At 72.4% G+C, this 16,281-nt stretch carries 16 protein-coding genes and 1 pseudogene; 11 read left to right on the top strand and 6 right to left on the bottom strand.

Annotation, left to right across the window (positions count from 1 at the left end; genetic code table 11):
• From ACZ6TB_RS02505 to ACZ6TB_RS02475, 7 genes are all read left to right on the top strand, one after another.
• On the top strand, nt 1-879 hold the full coding sequence (locus ACZ6TB_RS02505) for an amidohydrolase family protein (RefSeq protein WP_465549721.1): 879 nt from the start codon (nt 1-3) through the stop codon (nt 877-879).
• Nucleotides 876-1,328: a MaoC family dehydratase gene (locus tag ACZ6TB_RS02500; RefSeq protein WP_465549719.1), complete on the top strand. Its 453-nt coding sequence runs from the start codon at nt 876-878 to the stop codon at nt 1,326-1,328. The genes ACZ6TB_RS02505 and ACZ6TB_RS02500 overlap by 4 nt, the downstream gene beginning before the upstream one ends.
• A 2-nt stretch (nt 1,329-1,330) precedes the next feature.
• Nucleotides 1,331-2,698: an AMP-binding protein gene (locus ACZ6TB_RS02495; protein ID WP_465549717.1), complete on the top strand. Its 1,368-nt coding sequence runs from the start codon at nt 1,331-1,333 to the stop codon at nt 2,696-2,698.
• Nucleotides 2,617-2,844 carry an AMP-binding enzyme gene (locus tag ACZ6TB_RS02490; RefSeq protein ID WP_465549715.1) on the top strand — a complete coding sequence of 76 codons (228 nt, stop codon included), beginning with the start codon at nt 2,617-2,619 and terminating at the stop codon, nt 2,842-2,844. The genes ACZ6TB_RS02495 and ACZ6TB_RS02490 overlap by 82 nt, the downstream gene beginning before the upstream one ends.
• A gap of 86 nt (nt 2,845-2,930) precedes the next feature.
• Nucleotides 2,931-4,079 (top strand): hypothetical protein, encoded by a 1,149-nt coding sequence (locus ACZ6TB_RS02485; RefSeq protein ID WP_465549713.1) that lies wholly within the window; start codon nt 2,931-2,933, stop codon nt 4,077-4,079.
• On the top strand, nt 4,076-4,879 hold the full coding sequence (locus tag ACZ6TB_RS02480) for a hypothetical protein (RefSeq protein ID WP_465549711.1): 804 nt from the start codon (nt 4,076-4,078) through the stop codon (nt 4,877-4,879). Before ACZ6TB_RS02485 ends, ACZ6TB_RS02480 begins: the two co-directional genes overlap by 4 nt.
• Before the next feature lies 1 nt (nt 4,880).
• Nucleotides 4,881-7,601, top strand: a complete 2,721-nt coding sequence (locus tag ACZ6TB_RS02475) for a CHAT domain-containing protein (protein ID WP_465549709.1) — start codon at nt 4,881-4,883, stop codon at nt 7,599-7,601.
• A 7-nt stretch (nt 7,602-7,608) separates the two neighbouring features.
• Here the strand turns inward: ACZ6TB_RS02475 and ACZ6TB_RS02470 are convergent, their stop codons facing one another.
• Both ACZ6TB_RS02470 and ACZ6TB_RS02465 read right to left on the bottom strand, forming a co-directional pair.
• Nucleotides 7,609-8,403, bottom strand: coding sequence for a fumarylacetoacetate hydrolase family protein (locus ACZ6TB_RS02470; protein WP_465549707.1), 795 nt, complete (start codon nt 8,401-8,403; stop codon nt 7,609-7,611).
• 4 nt (nt 8,404-8,407) lie between these two features.
• Nucleotides 8,408-9,283 (bottom strand): fumarylacetoacetate hydrolase family protein, encoded by an 876-nt coding sequence (locus ACZ6TB_RS02465; protein ID WP_465549705.1) that lies wholly within the window; start codon nt 9,281-9,283, stop codon nt 8,408-8,410.
• Nucleotides 9,284-9,545: 262 nt separating this feature from the next.
• Between ACZ6TB_RS02465 and ACZ6TB_RS02460 the strand changes: the two genes are divergently transcribed.
• The gene (locus tag ACZ6TB_RS02460) at nt 9,546-10,154 is read left to right on the top strand and encodes a sugar O-acetyltransferase (RefSeq protein WP_465549703.1); all 609 of its coding nucleotides are present in this window, start codon (nt 9,546-9,548) and stop codon (nt 10,152-10,154) included.
• On the opposite strand, the gene ACZ6TB_RS02455 is transcribed toward ACZ6TB_RS02460, so the two are convergent.
• Complete coding sequence (locus ACZ6TB_RS02455) at nt 10,120-10,995, bottom strand: helix-turn-helix domain-containing protein (protein WP_465549701.1); 876 nt, start codon at nt 10,993-10,995, stop codon at nt 10,120-10,122. The two genes, ACZ6TB_RS02460 and ACZ6TB_RS02455, sit on opposite strands and share 35 nt — an antisense overlap.
• A 103-nt stretch (nt 10,996-11,098) precedes the next feature.
• On the opposite strand from ACZ6TB_RS02455, the pseudogene ACZ6TB_RS02450 reads away from it, so the two are divergent.
• Nucleotides 11,099-11,952: pseudogene (locus ACZ6TB_RS02450) on the top strand (oxidoreductase).
• A 98-nt stretch (nt 11,953-12,050) separates the two neighbouring features.
• The gene (locus tag ACZ6TB_RS02445; RefSeq protein WP_465549699.1) at nt 12,051-12,542 is read left to right on the top strand and encodes a nucleoside deaminase; all 492 of its coding nucleotides are present in this window, start codon (nt 12,051-12,053) and stop codon (nt 12,540-12,542) included.
• A gap of 18 nt (nt 12,543-12,560) precedes the next feature.
• Here the strand turns inward: ACZ6TB_RS02445 and ACZ6TB_RS02440 are convergent, their stop codons facing one another.
• From ACZ6TB_RS02440 to ACZ6TB_RS02430, 3 genes are all read right to left on the bottom strand, one after another.
• Nucleotides 12,561-13,298, bottom strand: a complete 738-nt coding sequence (locus ACZ6TB_RS02440) for a cellulose binding domain-containing protein (protein WP_465549697.1) — start codon at nt 13,296-13,298, stop codon at nt 12,561-12,563.
• Between the two features lie 99 nt (nt 13,299-13,397).
• Nucleotides 13,398-14,111, bottom strand: coding sequence for an alpha/beta hydrolase fold domain-containing protein (locus ACZ6TB_RS02435; protein WP_465549695.1), 714 nt, complete (start codon nt 14,109-14,111; stop codon nt 13,398-13,400).
• Nucleotides 14,108-15,367: an amidohydrolase family protein gene (locus ACZ6TB_RS02430; RefSeq protein ID WP_465549693.1), complete on the bottom strand. Its 1,260-nt coding sequence runs from the start codon at nt 15,365-15,367 to the stop codon at nt 14,108-14,110. Before ACZ6TB_RS02430 ends, ACZ6TB_RS02435 begins: the two co-directional genes overlap by 4 nt.
• Before the next feature lie 119 nt (nt 15,368-15,486).
• Between ACZ6TB_RS02430 and ACZ6TB_RS02425 the strand changes: the two genes are divergently transcribed.
• Nucleotides 15,487-16,263 (top strand): IclR family transcriptional regulator, encoded by a 777-nt coding sequence (locus ACZ6TB_RS02425; protein ID WP_465549691.1) that lies wholly within the window; start codon nt 15,487-15,489, stop codon nt 16,261-16,263.
• Nucleotides 16,264-16,281: the final 18 nt, after the last annotated feature.

Here is a 16,281-nt window from a genome sequence, read left to right as displayed (position 1 = left end):
GTGGACGTCGACCGGCTCGTCGCCATCGACGTGCACACCCACGCCGAGGTCGGCCGGGACGGGCACACCTCGCTCAGCCCTGACCTGCTGGCCGCCTCGGCGACGTACTTCAAGGCGCACGGTCACCGGCAGCCGGCGATCGGCGAGATGGCCGCCTACTACCGGGAGCGGCGGATGGCGGCCGTGGTCTTCACGGTCGACGCCGAGCACCTGACCGGGCACCCGCGCATCCCGAACGAGGAGGTCGCCGAGAGCTGCGCGGCCCACCCGGACGTGCTGATCCCGTTCGCGAGCATCGACCCGCACCGGGGCGCGGCCGGTGTCCGGGAGGCCCGCCGGCTGGTGACGGACCACGGCGTACGCGGATTCAAGTTCCACCCGAGCCTGCAGGGGTTCTCGCCGGACGACCGGATGGCGTACCCGCTCTACGCGGCGATCGAGGAGCTCGGCGTCCCGGCCCTGTTCCACACCGGACAGACCGGGATCGGCGCCGGCCTGCCGGGCGGGGGCGGCGTCCGGCTGCGCCACTCGAACCCGATGCTCGTCGACGACGTGGCGGTCGACTTCCCCGAGCTGCGCATCATCCTGGCCCATCCGTCGTTCCCGTGGCAGGACGAGGCCCTTGCGGTGGCGACCCACAAGCCGTACGTGTATATCGACCTCTCCGGATGGTCGCCCAAGTACTTCCCGCCCCAGCTCGTCCGTTATGCCAACACGCTGCTGCGCGACAAGGTGCTGTTCGGCTCCGACTACCCCGTGCTGACCCCCGACCGCTGGCTCGCCGATTTCGCCGAGCTCGACATCAAGCCCGAGGTCCGACCCGCGATCCTCAAGGGCAACGCCGCCCGCCTGCTGGGCCTCACCAAGGAGAACGCATGATCACCGTGAACGGCCTGGACGAGCTGAAGGCCCTCGCCGGCTCCGACCTCGGCCACAGCGCCTGGCTGGAGATCACCCAGGAGCGGGTGGACACGTTCGCCGACGCCACCGGCGACCACCAGTGGATCCACGTCGACGTCGAGAAGGCGAAGAGCGGACCGTTCGGCGGCCCGATCGCCCACGGCTACCTCACGCTGTCGCTGGTGATCCCCCTCTTCGGCGAGCTGCTCAAGGTCGAGGGCGTGAAGATGGGCGTCAACTACGGCCTGGAGAAGGTGCGTTTCCCGCACCCGGTGCCGGTCGGCTCGAAGATCCGGCTCGGCGCGACGGTGGTGTCGGTCGAGGACGTGCCGGGCGGCACCCAGAGCACGTTCGACTTCGTCGTCGAGATCGACGGCGTGGCCAAGCCGGCCTGCGTCGCGCGCACGGTCTACCGGCAATACGTCTAGCCATGCCGGCCGACACCAACCGGGGGCTCGGCGGCTGGCCCGCCCGCCGGGCCGCGATCTCGCCCGACCGGGTCGCGCTGGTCTTCGGCGACGACGAGGTGACCTATGCGCGGCTCCACGAGCGGGTCGCGCTGCTGGCGGACCAGCTGGGGGCGGCCGGCATCGGGCCCGGCGACCGGGTGGCGTACCTCGGGCCGAATCACCCCGCCTTCGTGGAGACGATGTTCGCCACGTACGCCCGCGGTGGGATCTTCGTGCCCCTGAACTTCCGGCTGACCGCGCCGGAGATCGACTACCAGCTGGCCGACAGCGGCGCGAGCCTGCTCATCTACGGCCCGGAATGCGCGGGGACGGTGCGGGCCTCGGCCAAGGCGGGCGAGTTGCGCCGGGTGGTGCCGCTTTCGGCGTACGAGGAATGGATCGCCACCGGGAAGCCGGCGGCCGGCGACGTGGCCGTCAGCCTTGGCGACCCGGCCTGCATCCTCTACACCTCGGGCACCACCGGCCGGCCGAAGGGCGCCGTGCTCACCCACGGCAACCTGGTCTGGAACACCTACAACGTGCTGGTCTGCGTGGACGTCGCGGGCGACACCGTGACGCTGACCAGCGCGCCGCTCTTCCACGTGGCGGCGCTCAACCAGTGCCTGCTGCCGACGTTCCTCAAGGGCGGCTGCTCGGTGATCATGCCGTCCTGGGACGTCGACGCCTGCTTCGACCTGATCGAGCGGCACCGGGTGTCCTGGATGTTCGGCGTCACCACGATGTTCGCCGGGCTGGCGCGGTCGCCGCGCTGGGCGTCGGCCGATCTGAGCTCGGTGCGCAACATGATGGTCGGCGGCGCGTCCGTGCCCGACGCCCTGATTCGCGATTTCCAGGCCCGGGGGCTCACGTTCTGCCAGGGGTACGGGTTGACCGAGACCGCGCCGGGAGCGACGTTCCTGGAGGCCCCGGAGAGCGCCGCCAACGCCGGGTCGGCGGGTGTGCCGGTGATGTTCGCGGACGTGCGGTGCGTGGGGCCGGATCTCGTCCCGGTCGCGGCCGGCGAGCCGGGGGAGGTGCAGGTGCGCGGCCCGAACGTGACGCCCGGGTACTGGCGGGACCCGCGGGCCACGGCGCAGGCGTTCACGCCGGACGGCTGGTTCCGCACCGGCGACATCGCCGTCGTGTCCCCGTCCGGCCACTACCGGATCGTGGATCGGCTCAAGGACATGTTCGTCTCTCCGGCGGCGAGAACGTGTACCCGGCCGAGGTCGAGGCCGCCATCTTCGAGCACCCGGGTGTCGTCGAGGTGGCCGTCGTCGGGGTGCCCGACGCCAAATGGGGCGAAGTCGGCCGGGCCTTTGTCGTGCTGGCGCCGGCCGCGACGCTGACGTCGGCCGAGCTCCGTTCGTTCTTGGCCGACCGGCTCGGCGCGTACAAAATCCCGAAATATCTGGATATTTTGGAGTCGCTGCCGAAGACCGGCTCGAACAAGGTCCGCAAGGCGCCCCTGCGGGAGCTGCCGCTGCCAGGCTGAGCTGCCGGGTTTGCGCTGCCGGGTTTGCGCTGTCGTGTTTGCGCGCCGCCGTTGTCCGGCGGGCGCCACGCTGCCACGGTATGGCGATGGCGGGATGTGCCTGCCCGGACGGGCGCCTGTACCCCCTCGGCGGCGACGCCGAGCTCTCCTTCCCGTGGGCGGGCCTGTTGGTGCTGCCCACCGACTACGAGACCATGATCGAGCTGACCCAGTCCTTCACCGCGTACCGCTACGGCAGCCCCAACCAGCAGTTCCAGCACGGGATCCTGCACTTCGTCCAGGCCCTCGGCAGCCCCTTCCTGCACCGGCACGGGTTGCGCCTGCTGCGGATGGCGGAGGAGGTGGCCGGCGGCGCCGACCCGGCCGAGTTCCGGGCCGAGGTCGCGGTGACCCGGCGGCCGAACGCGTCCGGGCTGACGCCCGAGGACCTGCTGGAGTCGGCGGCCGAGCTGGAGTCGGCGCGAATGACGTACGCGACGCTGGCCGGCTCGCTGCCGCCCGGTTCGCCGGCCGCGCACTACCGCGCGCAGCTGCACCAGGCCTACCCCGACCCGGCCGAGCCCCGCCGCAAGGCGTTCGACCATTTCGCCGGCGTGGCCGGGCTCGACGCGGCCTACGAGCTGCTCGCGCTGATCACGTTCCTGGCCTTCATCGGCGACGACCCGGCCGGGATGTTCGACCAGATGACGCCCGTCGTGGCCAAGCAGGCCGACGGGTTCGCCGGGCTGAGCGCGAACCAGCTGCTCGACCGGCTCGGCTGGTCCGACAACTACGAGGAGTATCTCGACCGGATCGTCGCGGGGGAGCCGATCGGCACGCCGTTCCTGGTCGAGCCGCTGCGGGCGGCCCTGCAACTGCACGGCCGCTCGGCGCTGGTCGAGACCCTCGCGCGGCCCGCCACCCACCTGCTCACGCTGAACGAGGACGAGCTGCGCGCCGTCGAGCCGCCCCTGATCGTCTACCCGTCCCGGGCGGGCGGGCTCGTCCACCACCGCAACGGGCTGGCGCTCGGCGGCGACTCCACCTTCGCCTACCGCATTCTCCAGGCGGCCGGGGGCTACGGCGCGGCCGAGCGGATCGCCTTCCCGGGTGCGGGCGGGGACGCGTACTGCGCGCACACCGCCTGCCGGTACCACGCCGGGGCGCTGTGCCACCGCTGGTTCCTGCCGCCGAACTCGGCCGAGGGTCACGACTCGTGCTCGTTCGCCGGGGTCGTGCTGGGTTCCGCGTCGTGAGAGTCGTCGCCGACCAGGCGTTGGCGGGTGTCGCCGACCGGGTGGCGGCCGTCGACGGACCGGACGGCCTTCTGCGATCGCTAGCCGCCGACGGGCTGTCGCTGCCCGCCGAGCGCGGCCTGCCCGACGTCGCCCGGCGGGTCATCGACCGGCTGCGCGGCGCCCGCCCGGTCGAGGAGCTGGGCGAGGTCGACGCCGCGTTCGAGATCCTCGGCCTGCACGTGCCGCCGGCCGGCAAGGCGGCGCTGCACCTGGCCCGCAGCGAGAGCGGCGACCGGCAGGTGTCGATCACCGCGATCGGCTCCGGCTTCGGCGGCGGCCGCACGCTGACCCTCGCCGTCGACGAGGACATTCCCGAGCGCGACCGGTGCATGGTGATCCGCCAGCACGTGACGCTGGCCGTGCGGCGGTTTCGGCGCGCCCCCGGCGACGAGCCGTGGATCCGCACCGACGTGGTGGCGTGGAGCAACCGCGAGTTCGTCGGGCTGCCCGCGTGCGCCCACTGCGGCACGCCGGGGGACGACCTCGACCCGCTGGACTACGACGAGGACGAGGCCAACGCGCTCGACCTGCGCTCGTTCGACGCCGCGGTCACCCGCAAGTCGGCGATGACCCTGGCCGGCAAGCGCAAGGCCGACATCGGCGTCGACGTGGCCGGCAAGGCGGGCGCCGGATTCCACCTCGAACAGCAGACCACCATCTCCTGTACGGCGTCCTACACGTTCCCGGCCGGACGCTGGTTCCTGCCGTACCGGCCGGCGGGGGACACCGCGGCCCTGCCGTACTGGGCGATTCGCTGAGATGTTCGCTCTGGCCCGGGTTCTCGCGACGATCCCCGAGGGCTACGCCGAGCTCGGGCCGATCGCCGCCGTCGAGGCCTCGAAGCGGATCGCCGCGACCGCCGGGCCGGGCGAGCCGGCCGAGCGCCGGGCCTGGCGGCTGTGGCTGGAGGCGAGGTGGGCCACGAACGCGGCCGCCTTCGCGGTCGCCCACGAGGCCCTCGACGCGGCGGAGCGAGTGGCGTCGGAGATCCCGGACGATCGGCGGGCGCTGCTGAGCCTGGAGATCGCCGGGCTGCGGGGCGAGCTGCACCAGGACCACGGCGAGTCGGTCCGGGCCTACCCGCTGCTGACCTGGGCGGCGCGCCGATGGCTGGACCTGGGCGCGCTGTTCACCGAGCCGGCGCCCGGACTCCTGGAGATCGTCGTCCGCGGCGCTCTCGACCTCACGCTGGCCGCGGTCGGCGCCGAGTACGTCGACGGGATGGCGCGCGACCTCGGCGCCGGCCGCGAGGAGACCGCCCTGTCGCTCTGGCTGGTGGACCGGATGGCCGGCGAGGCGCACGAGGTCATCAACCGCGCGGTCGCGCTCGTCGCCCGCGCCGACGGCTTCGGGGCCGCCCGCGGTCTCGCCAACGACGCCATCTCCGCGAGTCGCGCCTGGCAGATCCCGGACTGGGAGCCGCGGCAGTTCGCGGCCGGCCTGCGGCTCACCCTCGCGGCGGCGGCCGACGACGAGCGGCGGTACGCGGTCGCGCTGGGCCAGGCCGACGACGGGCTGACGCTTGCCGGCCGCCTGCCCGCGAGCGTGTCGCGCGACGTGCTCGTGGCGAAGCTGCGGGCCAACCGGGCCCGGGCCCTGCTCGGTCTCGGCCGTGCGGCCGAGTCGGCCGACGAGTACGACCGGGCCGTGACGGCGCTGCGGGCGGCCGGGGCGGAGGAGGACGCCGCGGCCATCGCGATGGGCCCGCTGGCCGCCCGGGCCGCGACCGGAGTGGCCGTCGGCAGCGCCGAGATGGCCCGGGTGGTCGCGGACCTCGAGGCCCGGGCCGGCGGCAGCGGCATGATCATGCAGGCGCTCGAGTACGCCCGCCGCTGGCTGCTGTCCTGCCTGGCGCGCGAGGGCTCCGGCGACATCGAGACCGCGGCCGGGCTCATCGAGACGCTGCGCGACGACCGGCCGCTGGAGCGCGGCGGCGCCGGCTTCCCCGACCCGGTGGTGGTCCGGGTGACCCGCCCGTTCGCGATCCTCGGCGAACGTCTGCGGCGGCTGCCGGACACCGCCGTCGTCGTGGTCGAGCCGCAGATCGAGGGCCCGGACCAGGCGCCGGTGTTCCTGGTCGTCGCCGGCGAGCGGCGGCGCCTCGCCGTCTCCCCGACGGCGCAGGAGGCGATGGTCGAGCTGGTGCGCCGGGCCGAGGCCGAGCGGGAGGCCTTGCTGACCGGCGAGCGTCCGCTGCGCTCGGCGCCGTCGGAGGCGCTCCGGGCGGCCGCCGAAGCCGCGTGGCGGGCGCTGCCCGGCGTGGTGCGCGAGGCCGTGCTCGCCGCCCGCACCGTGCTGTACCTGCCCAGCGGCGGCGCCTCCTTCGCCGACATCCCGTTCGAGCTGCTGCGCCACGACGGCGGCTGGCTCGGCACGACCCACGCGGTCGTCCGCTGCCCGTCGTTCCAGCACCTCGAGCGGATGCTGGCCCCGAACCACGCCCGGCCCGCGGCCGACCGGCGCGCGGCGATCGCGAGCCCGGCCCCGGACCCCGCGCTCGGGCTGCTCGGCGACGCGGAGGCCGAGATGGAGCTGGTGACCCGGGCCGCGACCATGCTCGGGCTGGACCCGGAGCGGGTGCCGCTGGACGGGGCGCGGGCGGCGCTGGACGTCTTCGCGGGACGGGCCGTCGTGCACTACGTCGGGCACGGCTTCGCCAACCCGATCGGCGAGGTGCTGCCGCTGTCGGCGGGGAGCGGGCTGAACGCGTCCGAGCTCGGCGACGGGCAGCGGGCGCCGTTCACGTTCTTCAACGCCTGCCGGCTCGGCCGGGTGCGGCACGTCGGGGGCGGCCGGCAGCGCGGCTGGGCGCTGCGGCTGCTGGAGACCGGGGCCCCCGCGGTGGTCGGTGCGCTCGCCGAGGTGCCGGACGCCGCCTGCGTCCCGGTGGCGCGGGCCTTCTACTCGGCCTGCCGGACGGCGCCAGTGGGGGAGGCCATGCGGCGGGCCCGGGAGCGGCTACACGAGGGCGGCATGCATCCGGTCGTGTGGGCGGCGTACGTCCTGCACGGCGACCCGTTCGCCGGCATTGCGGCGCAGGCCCCGGGGTCGGCGGCGGTGCAGGCCCCGGGGTCGGCGGCGGCGCACGTGCCGGGGTCGGCGGCGGTGCAGGCGCCGGGGTCGGCGGCGGCGCTGGTCGGCGGGCCGGCGTCGGCCGCGACCCGCGCTCTCGCGCTGGGGCAGCCCCGGCCGGCGCCGCCCGAGGGCGAGGACGCGGAGAGCGTGGCCGTCCGCCGGATTCTGCTCGCGCTCGACCGGCTCGCCGCGGATCCGGGCGACCGGCGCGAGCTGGATGTCGCGTACCTGTGCGCCGATGCCCTTCATGACGGCTACGCGATCCTGTATCTCTTCGCGTCGTTCCGCGAGCGGTGGGACGCGATCGCACCCGACATCCTGCGCAACGAGACGCGGTGGCGGCTGGCGGCGCTGGACGGGGATCGGGAGGCGCTCGCCCCGCTGGCCGCGCGCCTCCCCCGGTAATCCCGTCCTACTGCTGGACGAACGTCTGCCGGATCTCGCCGATGCCGTCGACCCGGCTGATCAGGGTCTCGCCCGGGCGGAGATAGCGCGGCGGGTTGCGCCGGTTGCCGACGCCCGCGGGCGTACCGGTGAAGATGAGGTCGCCCGGAAGGAGCGGGCAGACCGCCGAGATCCGCGCCACCAGGTCGTCCACCGGAAAGATCATCTGGCTCGTCCGGCCGTGCTGGACGACCTCGTCGCCGAGCCGGCACTCGAAGCCGATGTCGTCGCGGTCGGGGAACTCGTCCGGCGTCACCCCGACCGGGCCGATCGGGCCGAAGCCGGGGAACGACTTGCCCAGCGAGAACTGGGCGGGCGTGCCGTTGAGCTGGGTGGCGCGCTCGGAGAGGTCCTGGCCGACGGTGAGCCCGGCGACCGCGTCCCAGGCCTGGTCGCGTGGGATCTGGTAGCCGCCCTTGCCGATGATGGCGACGACCTCGATCTCCCAGTCGGGTTTGCCCGGCGGCAGCTTCACCTCGGTGACCGGGCCGGCGATGCAGGACGGGAACTTCGTGAAGATCAGGGGCTCTTTCGGGGGCTCGAAGCCGGCCTCCGCCGCGTGCGGACGGTAGTTGAGCGCTACGGCGAAGACCTGCCGCGGGTGGGGGACCGGGGGGCCGAGCTCGGTTATCTTCGTGGCGGCGGCCCAGTCGGGTGTCAGCGTGCCGAGCCTGGCCAGGGCGTCTTCGTGGGCCAGGCCCGTACCCACCGCCTGGTCCTGATCTATTAGTACAAAGCGGCCGTCGATTGTTCCGAAGCGCATGCCTTTACTCGCTGTAGAGAGAGCTGGCGTAGGGCTCGGTGTCGTGCGCGGCGCTCCACGGCACCACCCGGTTGCGCAGGGTGCCGATGCCGGCGATCTCGGCCTCGACCACGTCGCCCGGCTTGAGGTAGAAGTCGAACGGGTTGGGCTGCACCGCGGCCACGCCCGAGATCGTGCCGGTGGTGATGATGTCCCCGGCCGAGTAGCCCTGCGGCGAGTGGTGCGCCACCAGGTGCGGGATCGACAGCACCATGTTGTCGGTGTTGCCGGTCTGCCGCACGTCGCCGTTGACCCGCAGCTCCATGGCCAGCTTCTGCGCGTCGGGCACCTCGTCGGCGGTGACGATCCACGGGCCGATCGGGCAGAACGTGTCGATGCCCTTCGAGAACGAGAAGACCCCCGACTGCATCTCGCGCCGCTGGATGTCGCGCGCCGTGATGTCGTTGAAGACCGTGTAGCCGGCGATGTAGTCGACCGCTTCCTCGGGCCCGAACCACTTGCCGGACTTACCGATGATCACCGCGAGCTCGAGCTCGTAGTCGAGCTCCTTGGTGAGCCCCTCCGGATAGACGATGTCGTCGTCCGGCCCGATGATCGCGTCGACATTCTGGAAGAACACGATCCCCTTGTGTACGGGATGAGACCAGTTGACCTTCTGCAGCTCCTCGTGGTGCACGGCGAAGTTGCCGGCCGTGTGGAAGAACTTCTTCGGCACGATCGGCGCCCGCAGCGTGACCTCGGACAGCGACAGCCGCGCCCCGGTCTCCGGCACACCGCCGCCGCGCTCGAAGAACTCCCGGGTGGAGCCGCAATCGAGCTCGATGACGTCCTCCCCGTCGACTCGCCCGACCCGCCCCGCATCGAAAGTCACCAGCCGCATGATCCCTGCCCGTCTCGGTTGCGTTATCGCTCTGTGAAAGTCGCTTTCTCCTTCAGAAATCCTCCGCCCGTCGTGGCCGCGTGTCAAGGCGCTGGGCCCTGTGGATGGGCTGTCGAAGTTGTCGTACCCGGGCCGTACATTGCCTCCCACCCAACAGGGGTGGGCCGCGTGGACGATCTCGGCTCGGGACCCGCGCCGCCGGCGGGCGCGGCCCGCGCCCGCCGACGGGCGCGTCCCGCGGAACCGCGCCCGACCGGGAAAGATGGGGATCATGCATGACGAGGTATTGGCGCGGATCCGGCAGGGCCTTCTCTACACCGAGTCGGAGGCCTCGTTCCAGAACCCGCGACGCCGGGCCGATCTGGTCTTCGAGTACAACGCCACCCCGCCCGGCGACGGCGTGCGCAAGCGGGCCCTGCTGGAGAAGATCCTCGGGTCGGTCGGGGAGCGGACGGTGCTGCTGTCGCCGTTCCACGCGGGGTTCGGCAGCAACGTGCACATCGGCGACGACTTCTTCGGCAACGTCAACCTGACGTTCGTCGACGACGTCGAGATCCGGATCGGGGACGGCGTGATGATCGCCCCCGGCGTCACGCTCACCACCACCGGGCACCCGATCCACCCGGACATGCGCGAGGACTTCCGCCGCTTCTCCGAGCCGATCGTCATCGAGGACAAGGTCTGGATCGGCAGCAACGTCGTGGTCCTGCCGGGCGTGCGCATCGGCTACGGCAGCGTGATCGGCGCCGGCAGCGTGGTCTCGCGCGACGTCCCGCCGATGAGCGTGGCGATGGGGGTGCCGTGCCGGGTGGTCCGCCCCATCACGGAGGCGGACCTCACCCGGCGTCCGGCGGCGCGGGAACAGCTGTAGCCCGGGAGCCGACGGGGCGCAAACGCGGAGACGTGGCCGACACGCTGCCGAGCAACTGGAGCTTCTCGAAACTCGGGGTGCCGGGCTCGGCGTGGTAGACGACCAGCAGCTGGTCCTTGGCTCCGCCGATGGTGAGCTTCTCCCGGCGTACGGTCAATTCTCCGATCTGCGGATGATCGACCAGGGTCGGCATGCCCTCGCGCGAGTGCACGTCGTGGCGGGCCCACAGCCGGCGGAACCGTTCGCTGGCCAGGGAGAGCTCGCCGACCAGCCGCACGAAACGCGGGTCGCCGGTGTCGGTGCCGACCGACTCGCGGAAGCCGGCGACCAGCGTGGCGGTGTCCCGCTCCCAGTCCGGGTAGAGGGCGCGCTCGCCGGGATCGAGGAAGACGGCGCGCATCCGGTTCTCGCCGGCGCGCAGGTTCGGCGAGAACGCGGTGGCCAGGGCATTCGCCGCGAGCACGTCGAAATAGCGGCCCTCGACGAACGCGGGCAGGCCGATCACCTCCAGCATCTGCCGGATTCCGGCGGGGACAACCTCCTTGCGCGTACGGCGGGAGCGGCGCGGCTTCGGACCGGCGATGCCGATCAGGTAGTCGGTCGCGTCCTCGTCGAGCCGCAGCACCCGGGCGAGGCTCTCCAGGACCTGCACCGACGGGTTCCGGTCGCGGCCCTGCTCGAGGCGCAGGTAGTACTCGTTGCTGATGCCGGCGAGCAGGGCCACCTCCTCGCGGCGCAGCCCGGCGACGCGACGGGCGCCGGTCACCCGGACGCCGGCCTCCTCCGGTCGCACCAGCGCACGCCGGGCCCGCAGGAAGTCACCGATCAGGTTGTCGCTCATGTCTCCCACGGTAGGGGCGTTTCCCGCGCCGAGCCTGTCCCTGTCACACCCAGTATCACGGGAGCACTGCCTGTCTCGGGGCCGGCGAGCTTTCCTGTGAGGCATGGACAACTACAGCTTCGCGGGCAAGAGCATCAACCGGATGGGGTACGGGGCGATGCAGCTCGCCGGGCGCGGCGTCTTCGGCCCGCCGCGGGACCGGGCCGGGGCCGTCGCCGTGCTGCGGACCGCCGTCGAGCTCGGCGTCTCGCACATCGACACCGCCGACTTCTACGGGCGCACGTCACCAATCAGATCATCAAAGAGGCGCTTTTCCCGTACGACCCATCGCTGCTCATCATCACGAAGGTCGGCTCGGTGCGCGGCCCGCAGGGGGAGTGGGTGCACGCGCGGTCGCCCCGGGAGCTGCGCGAGCAGGTCGCCGACAACCTGCGCAACCTGGGCGTCGACGCGCTCGACGTGGTGAACCTCCGCGTCGGTGGCGGCGCGGACGGCCACTCGGTGGTGCCCGGCTCGATCGCCCCGCAGTTCGAGGCGCTCGCGGCGATGCGCGAGGAGGGGCTGATCAGGCATCTGGGCCTGAGCGTGGTCGAGGAGGCGCAGCTGGCCGAGGCGCAGGCGATCGCCCCCGTCGTCACGGTGCAGAACTGGTACAACGTCGCGCACCGTGGCGACGAGACCCTGATCGCCGCGCTCGGTGAGCAGGGCATCGCCTACGTTCCGTTCTGGCCGCTGGGCGGCTTCAACCCGCTGCAGTCGGGCACCCTCGACAAGGTCGCGGCCGGCCTGGGCGCGACCCCGAACGCGGTGGCGCTGGCCTGGCTGCTGCACCGGGCGCCCAACATCCTGCTGATCCCCGGCACGTCGTCGGTGGCGCACCTGCGCGAGAACGTCGCGGCCGCCTCGCTGGAGCTTCCGCCCGAGGCGCTGGCCGCTCTGGACGGCATCGCCGGCTGAGCCGGGGCTGAGCCGGGGCTGAGCTGGGGGCTGAGCTGGGGGCTGAGCCGGGGCTCGGCCGGATTGAGCCGGGGCCGCGTTGTGGTTGGATGCGGACCATGACGCCCGATGAGCTGGTCCGGGCCGCGATCGCGGTCGCCGAGGAGGGCATGGCGCGGGGCGAGATGCCGATCGGGGCGGTCGTCGCGATGGGGGACGAGGTCATCGCCCGCGCGCACACCCGGGACGTGTCGGTCGGCCGCCGGCTCGTGCACGCCGACCTGCTCGCGATGACCGCCGCCGACGAGCAACTCGGGTGGGGTCCGCGGCCGCACCCGTTGCGCCTGGCCGTCAACCTCGAGCCGTGCCTGATGTGCCTGGGCGCGGCGATGGCGCTGAAGGTCGACGAGGTCTACTTCGGACTGGAGTCGCCCGCCGACGGTGGCAGCACGCTGGTCGACGGCCGGCCGGTCAGCGACGATCTGCCGTGGTACGCGCCGCCGGCCATGACCGGCGGCATCCGGCGGGACGAGGTGCGCGACCAGTTCCGCCGATTCTGCGAGCAGGCCCCGGAATCGGGCTTCCGCCGCTGGGCGCTGACCCTGACCTGAGAGGCCCCGTCAGTCGGGTCAGCGAGCGCAGGCCGGCGCGAGGCCGCCGGGCGCGCCGTCCGCGACGAGCATGCCGAAGGTGGTCGAGCCGCCGACCGGCACGGTCCCGTTGTACGAGGCGTTGCCGACCACGACGCCGGCGCCGTCCGCGGCCACCGCGTTCCAGAGCGAGACGATCCGCTCGGCGCCGGCCCACTGCCAGGAGACGTGCCACGCGTCCAGCGCCTCGGAGCCGACGTTGCGCACGGTGATCGTGGCGACGTAGCCGCCGGCCCACGCGCTGTCGATCGCCACCGTGGCGGAGCAGGCCGCCAATGGCGCGGTGCGGCCCGATCCGATCACGTACGGATCATGCTTGCCGCCGGCGCTGAACCGGAACCAGTAGGCCGTGTCCGGAGTCAGCCCGTCGATGGTCACGGTCCCGCTGCGCGACGGCCCGGAGACCGCCTCGGCCACCGGGTTCAGCCACTGCCGGGCGTCCTCCGAGCCGGCGAACAGGGTGACGGTGATCGGCGGGTCGTAGCCGCAGGGCGGGGTGAGCAGCATCCAGTAGCTGATCGTCAGGCTCGTGGTGGTGGCCGCCGAGACCGCGCCGCTGATCGGCAGCGCGGGCGGGCAGGTCAGCGTCGGCCCCGGCGTGGGCGTCGCCAGGGGAGATGCCGCGACGGGAGAAGCCGCCACCGGGGGGACCGCGACGACCAGGCCGATCAGCGCCACGGCCGCGCCACCGAGCGCCACTGCCAACCTGTGCGGCATCCTTACCTCCACTCGCCGAGAAGCTCGCCCCTTGAGAGCCCGGGGTCAGCCTATCGAAGCTCGTGAATGGATGTCGGGCCATCCCAAAAGCGGCGTGCGTCAGGCGGTCAGCAGGAAGTCGACCGTGCGCCGGACGGCACCCATCATGGCCTCCTCGTCCAGCTCCGGGAACATGTGCGTCGCCCCGGGGACGAGCTCCACCGTGGCCGGCGAGCCCACCGCCCGCAGCGCCTCGGCCAGGCGGTGACTCTGGCGCGGGGGGACGGCCAGATCCGCGGCGCCGTGCAGGAACAGGAACGGCGGGGCGCCGGGGCGGACGTGGTTCACCGGGCTCGCGGCCGCCACCAGGTCGGGGCGCTCGTCGAGGGCCGCGCCGATCAGCTGGCCCTCCCGGGACGACGCGCTGCGGTCGCCGGTGCCGCCGGCCTCGTCGATGTCCTTGGACAGGGCGTCGAGGTCGGTGGGGGCGTACCAGCAGGCCGCCGCCGCGATGCCGGGATGGTCGAGGGCGGCGATGGCGGCCAGGTGACCGCCCGCCGAGCTGCCCCAGACCACCGTCCGGCCGAACGCCGGCACGAGTTCCAGCGCGGCGGCGACGTCCTCGGACTGGGCCGGATAGACGGCCTCGGAGCTCATCCGGTACGAGACGCTGGCCACCGCCAGTCCCATCGACGCGACCCGCTCGAAGAAGCTCGGCGTCCAGCGCGCGGCCGGGCCCGGCCCCTGGCCCCGGTTGCCCAGGCGCCATCCGCCACCGTGCAGGTACACGCAGAGGGTCGTGGCGCCGGGCGGCGCGTAGAGGTCGAAACTCATGCGACGGCGGGGGCCTTGTGGAAACGGCCGGCCTGCATGATCACCTGCAGGTTGGCGGCGTCCTGCAGGATGCGTACGTCCGCCGCGGGGTTGCCCTTGACCACGAGGATGTCGGCCATCCAGCCCGGCCGCAGCATGCCGATGTCGCCCATGCCGAGCAGCTCGCCGCCCAGCTTGGTCACCGCCGTCAGCACCTCGAGCGGGGTGTAGCCGAGCACGTCGACGAACAGCTCGAGGTCGCGGGCGTTGCGGCCGATCGGGTTGTTGGGAAAGCCGTAGTCGCCGCCGGGCAGCGCGCGAATCCCACGGCGCCGGATCTCGGGATAGACCGCGGCCATGCCCTCGAGCGCGGCCACCGAGCCCATCTTCTCGGCCACCTCACGGGTGATGCCGAACTCCTCGCCCTCGTGCACGTTGGCGTAGATGATGCCCGGCGCGGGCGAGACGAAGACCGAGTCCTTCACGGATTCCAGCAGATCAAGGGCTTCCTCATCGGCGTACGTGCAATGGTAGATCGACCGGAAGCCGGCCTTGACCGCGATTTTCACCGACTCGGCCGACTGGGCGTGGCAGTTGAGCCAGACGCCCGCCTCACGGGCCGCCACGCCGGCCGCCGTCGCCTCCTCGAGCGTGTACTGGGTGATCTGCGACCCGCCCTCGATGAACACGTCGTCGTTGCTGAGCAGGAACTTCACGCTGTCGTAGCCCTGCTTCGCCATGTCGTGGACCCATTTGGCGCAGGCCTCCGGGCCCTGCCAGTCGGGCTCCACGTGACCGTCGGGGCGTACGGGATGATTGTCGCGTTCCATGCTCGCCGCGCGCATGCGCGGACCCGGCGCCGCACCCGCCTTGATCTTGTCCCGCAGGATGACCTCGACCGGCATCGGCAGCAGCGAACCCGCCGAATAGGCCGAGGTGAAGCCGGCGTCGAGGAGGATTGCCGCGTTGCGCTCGGCCCGGGCAAGCTCGCTCGGCAGGCCCTCGATGTGGTGGAAGAAGGAGACGTCGAGCGGGGGGTTGAAGGACGGGTCGATGTGCCCGACCGCGGACGGGAACGTCAGGTGCGCGTGCGACTCGATCATGCCGGGCATGACCGTGCAGCCGGTGGCGTCGAACACCTGGTCGTCGCCGTGGTCGTCGCGCCAGCCGGCCCGCACCTCGGCCACGCGGTCGCCCTCGACGACCACCTCGCCCGGCGTCGGCTCGGCGCCGCTGCCGTCGAAGACGAGGCCCTTGGTGAACACCGTTCTAGTCATCGAGTCCCAACTTTCACCAGGCGAGAGCGACTTCCAAATTACGTTACCCGAGTGTTTCCGCTCACGTAGATCATGTCAATGGTCTTGTCTTTCTCGCTCTGCGAAAGTAGCTTTCCGGCATGGACAAGAGGCCGGAGTACCGGGTCGAGGCGCTCGCCAAGGGCCTGCGGATCCTGTCGCTCTTCACCGAGCAGCGGCCGACCTGGCGGGTGAGCGACATCGCGCCCGCGGTCGGCATGCCGCTGCCCACCGTCTACCGCGTGGTGATGACGCTGACCGCGGAGCGCTACCTCGATCATCTGCCGAGCGGGGAGTACCGGCCGGCGGTCCGGGTGCTCACCCTCGGGACGGCCGCGCTGCGCAGCCTGGACCTGGTCGAGGCGGCCACCCCGCGGTTGCAGCGGCTGGCGGCCGAGACCGGGGAGACGGTCAACCTGGCGGTGCTGACCGGCGACCGGGTGCTCTACCTCGTCCGCCTGCGCAACTCCGACCTGGTCACGGCGAACATCCAGGTCGGGTCCACGCTGCCGGCGGTGCACACCTCGATCGGGAAGCTGCTGCTGGCCTTTCTCGACGAGGCCGCCCTGAAGGAGCGCGTCACCGACGAGTCGTTCACGCGCAACCACGGGCCCAACGCGAAGCTGTCGCTCGGCGAGCTGAGCGACGAGCTGGCCAAGATTCGCCACGACGGCTGGGCGATGCAGGACGAGGAGCTGGCGTACGGGTTACGCTCCGTCGCCGCCCCGGTTCGAGGCTCGGACGGCGGCGTCGTCGCCGGCGCCAATCTGGCCGTCCAGTCGCGCGACTGGTCGAGTCAGCGCATCATCCGCGAGCTGAAGCCGGTAGTCACCGCGGCCTGCCACGATATTTCCGGCTTGCTGGGATTCAACGAATGAATGAGCGCCTACCGCGAT

This window comes from Actinoplanes sp. NPDC051537, assembly GCF_055586105.1.
Note: the sequence above shows the minus strand (reverse complement) of the source record. Positions and strands in the feature narration are given on the sequence as shown.

Excerpts from the sequence above, each read along its gene's own strand:
- ACZ6TB_RS02500 (WP_465549719.1), top strand. The coding sequence starts at position 876 with ATGATCACCGTGAACGGCCTGGACGAGCTGAAGGCCCTCGCCGGCTCC.
- ACZ6TB_RS02495 (WP_465549717.1), top strand. The coding sequence starts at position 1,331 with ATGCCGGCCGACACCAACCGGGGGCTCGGCGGCTGGCCCGCCCGCCGG.
- ACZ6TB_RS02485 (WP_465549713.1), top strand. The coding sequence starts at position 2,931 with ATGGCGGGATGTGCCTGCCCGGACGGGCGCCTGTACCCCCTCGGCGGC.
- ACZ6TB_RS02475 (WP_465549709.1), top strand. The coding sequence starts at position 4,881 with ATGTTCGCTCTGGCCCGGGTTCTCGCGACGATCCCCGAGGGCTACGCC.
- ACZ6TB_RS02470 (WP_465549707.1), bottom strand. The coding sequence starts at position 8,403 with ATGCGCTTCGGAACAATCGACGGCCGCTTTGTACTAATAGATCAGGAC.
- ACZ6TB_RS02465 (WP_465549705.1), bottom strand. The coding sequence starts at position 9,283 with ATGCGGCTGGTGACTTTCGATGCGGGGCGGGTCGGGCGAGTCGACGGG.
- ACZ6TB_RS02460 (WP_465549703.1), top strand. The coding sequence starts at position 9,546 with ATGGGGATCATGCATGACGAGGTATTGGCGCGGATCCGGCAGGGCCTT.
- ACZ6TB_RS02455 (WP_465549701.1), bottom strand. The coding sequence starts at position 10,995 with ATGAGCGACAACCTGATCGGTGACTTCCTGCGGGCCCGGCGTGCGCTG.
- ACZ6TB_RS02445 (WP_465549699.1), top strand. The coding sequence starts at position 12,051 with ATGACGCCCGATGAGCTGGTCCGGGCCGCGATCGCGGTCGCCGAGGAG.
- ACZ6TB_RS02440 (WP_465549697.1), bottom strand. The coding sequence starts at position 13,298 with ATGCCGCACAGGTTGGCAGTGGCGCTCGGTGGCGCGGCCGTGGCGCTG.
- ACZ6TB_RS02435 (WP_465549695.1), bottom strand. The coding sequence starts at position 14,111 with ATGAGTTTCGACCTCTACGCGCCGCCCGGCGCCACGACCCTCTGCGTG.
- ACZ6TB_RS02430 (WP_465549693.1), bottom strand. The coding sequence starts at position 15,367 with ATGACTAGAACGGTGTTCACCAAGGGCCTCGTCTTCGACGGCAGCGGC.
- ACZ6TB_RS02425 (WP_465549691.1), top strand. The coding sequence starts at position 15,487 with ATGGACAAGAGGCCGGAGTACCGGGTCGAGGCGCTCGCCAAGGGCCTG.